Raw genomic sequence first — 2,648 nt, 5'->3', positions numbered from 1 at the left:
TGTTCATGAGCAGCAGTGATATCACGCCGTGGACCGGTTTGCATGATCCGGCAGACGGGGCTCATCGACACGACCAGGCACCAACTCGGCTCGGTCGACGGGATGCTGGATATGCCGTTGAGCAAGGACCATGAGCAAGATCAGGTGCACGGACATCGGCATGACAGGAAGCTTCGGCGCCTTTTCGGCCTGTCACTCACTGTGACGACGACGGTCCCGCCGCCGCGCAACACTCGCGGCATGTGCGGGTGTGGTTCATGGGACCGGCTCTCCGTACGACACGTCGAGAAGGCCGAGGACGCCACCGATCACCGTCGCCATCATGAGGATGCCTATCAGCGCGAAGACCCCACCCATGATCCGGGCGAAGAGGACCCGGTCATGCTCGTCCATCGGGTGTGGCGGGCGCTGCTGTCCTATTCCTACCGAGCGCGCCGACTGCTCGGCGCGCCGGGCGAACGTCACGGCGAACCCCCGGTAGTTCATGGCGAGCGTGCCTGCGCCGCCGAAGACGAGAAGTCCGCAACAGAAGCCGGCAATCGGCCCCACGATGTTCATGTCGACATGATGCGCTGCCGAGGCCACCCCGGATCAAGGCCGTGACCTGCCCGACACGTGCGCAACCCAGCTATCGAGATGACACTCGGAGAGGTCCGAACGTGCGCGCTCATCGGCAGATCCGCACGCCGAGCAACTGCTGGGCCATCACGTTGGGAAGAGCGCGGATCGCGGCATGTCCGTGCAGTTGATGTTGAGTGACAGTCGCGGTCGTGATTCGATCGCTACCAGCACTGCTGCTCGTCGCCGGTCGGCGGCCGGGCGATGGGACAAATGATGGTCGCGTGGCGGAGCAGCGTGCCGGATCCCGTACCGGTCATCGCCCCGGCCCTCGGCCGCCAGCCCGCCACGGGGGACCTGTGGCATCCGAAACAGAACCCACTCTCGCAGCTGCCACCCGGCATCTGCCGGCAGACGACCGAGTGCTTCCCGGCCGGCACGATCATCCTGGCCGGCGTCATGATGGTTGTCGCGTTCATCGGGCACGCCATCGCGTACCCCGGAGGCGAGTGACGGAATGGCCCGGGAGCGCGATCGCCGCACTCCCGGGCCTGCGTCAGTGACACGAGGACCCGACATTGGGAGCGTTTTGGCCGTGGCACGCAGATCACCGCTCAAAAACGTCGCCGCCGCCGCCGATGCACGGTTGGCGGCGGAGGGCTTCCGGCGGCAGACGCACACGTGGTACCGCACCAACGCCCTCGGCGACCACGCCCTCATCGAACTCCAGCCGGTCCCGAGCATTCAGCCCGGCCAGACCCGCTTCCACGTCAACACGGCCATCGTCGTCGCACCGCAGGTCCACCGCGCCACCGAGTCGCGAGAGAAGGCGTTGCCGACCACCGCCGACGGGCTGCTGCTCAGCCGTGTCAAGCCGCCCGGAACCGATCTGCCGAGCATGGGCTGGACCGCCTCCGAACTAACCGCCGCCGCGACGGGGGCGCTGTTGGCCGAGGCGCTGCTCGCCGGGCCGGTCGAACGGCTGCGCGGGCTGCTCGACCGGGACCGGCTGCGGGCCGAGTTGTCGGCCCGTGGTCCTGAGAACCCGGCCCTGCGAGCCGCGTTCCTGGCCGAGGAAGGGCCCGGGCCGGAACTGGACGCGCTGGTGGCAGAACTGGCCGCGGACCCTTACTCGGCCGAGTACGCCGCCTGGCTGCGCCGCTACGCCGCCCGCGGTTAAGTCGGGCGACGTGCCCGCTACGGCGCGACCGTGCGGCTGCTTGACTCGTTGCCGGTTACATTGCGTAGCGCGCGACCAGCGGCAGATGCGGATGCCGGCCCGAGATCGACGCAGAGCCGAGGTGACAGTCACTACCAGATCAGCACGCCGTAGTCCTGTGCTCGGGCCCAGTGGACGACGCGGATCATGGTGACAAGGCAGTCTTCGATGTTCCACTCATCTGCCTCGTACGTCGCCTGGTATCGCGTGGCGGCGGTGATGACCGGGAGGTGAGCGAGGAGGGTCGCGCATTCACGGAGGAACGCACCCGTCTCCTCCGGCGGGACGAATAGATCGCCGTCGGCGAGCCGAGGCAGGTACGTTGCGCCCAGCGAGCGAACCGCCGGCGCGGACCACAACCTGATGCGAGTGGCCTCCGCGCCGACGGACGTGCTCATCTCCGGCGGCAGCTCGGGCATGCATAGAGTCCCGTCCGGGCCGTAGGTGAACGGGTACACGTCTAGGCTCATCGGCCGCAAAGTCTACGAGCCGTCTTGCGGGCCGCCGCTAGATGCCCGGCTCCCGTGGTCCGCGCGCCGTTGCGCTCGTTTGGGTGGAGACCCGTCCGCACATCGCGTCATGAGACCGGGTCTCCGATTCAATCCAACCACCCACGATGCGCGGCTGCGCGTGATGCGCACGGTCGGCAGCATGCGCGGTGAGCGTGTGGACGCGGGTGCCTGGGCAGGGGCACTTCGGCTGGTTGCGACCCATCGGTAGCGACCGACTCGCGGCAGATCAGGACACCTGATCACGGTAGTGGAGCGTATGAACGACTCGCGCCCCGTCGGGCCACGCACGAAGCGGAGCTTGGCCGTTGGTCTTGCTTACCGCCAGAACAGTTACCCGCGCGCACAGGACGAACCCGATC

Annotated in this window: 4 protein-coding genes; 3 read left to right on the top strand and 1 reads right to left on the bottom strand. The window is 67.7% G+C overall.

What is annotated here, in order from left to right; genetic code table 11:
• The first annotated feature begins 42 nt into the window (after nucleotides 1-42).
• From ABD901_RS58325 to ABD901_RS58315, 3 genes are all read left to right on the top strand, one after another.
• Entirely contained in the window at nucleotides 43-603 is a 561-nt protein-coding gene (locus tag ABD901_RS58325; protein WP_345144962.1) for a hypothetical protein, read from the top strand.
• Between the two features lie 252 nt (nucleotides 604-855).
• On the top strand, nucleotides 856-1,071 hold the full coding sequence (locus tag ABD901_RS58320; protein WP_345144960.1) for a hypothetical protein: 216 nt from the start codon (nucleotides 856-858) through the stop codon (nucleotides 1,069-1,071).
• 82 nt (nucleotides 1,072-1,153) lie between these two features.
• A complete protein-coding gene (locus ABD901_RS58315; protein WP_345144958.1) occupies nucleotides 1,154-1,738 on the top strand; it encodes a hypothetical protein in 585 nt (194 codons plus the stop codon).
• 131 nt (nucleotides 1,739-1,869) lie between these two features.
• On the opposite strand, the gene ABD901_RS58310 is transcribed toward ABD901_RS58315, so the two are convergent.
• On the bottom strand, nucleotides 1,870-2,247 hold the full coding sequence (locus ABD901_RS58310) for a hypothetical protein (protein WP_345144956.1): 378 nt from the start codon (nucleotides 2,245-2,247) through the stop codon (nucleotides 1,870-1,872).
• Nucleotides 2,248-2,648: the final 401 nt, after the last annotated feature.

Source organism: Dactylosporangium darangshiense (assembly GCF_039537565.1).
Lineage (GTDB): Bacteria > Actinomycetota > Actinomycetes > Mycobacteriales > Micromonosporaceae > Dactylosporangium > Dactylosporangium darangshiense.
This window is presented reverse-complemented; position numbering and strand designations above follow the sequence as displayed.

Bases quoted from the DNA above. Each gene is read 5' to 3' on its own strand.
- ABD901_RS58325 (WP_345144962.1), top strand. From the start codon at position 43: ATGATCCGGCAGACGGGGCTCATCGACACGACCAGGCACCAACTCGGC.
- ABD901_RS58310 (WP_345144956.1), bottom strand. From the start codon at position 2,247: ATGAGCCTAGACGTGTACCCGTTCACCTACGGCCCGGACGGGACTCTA.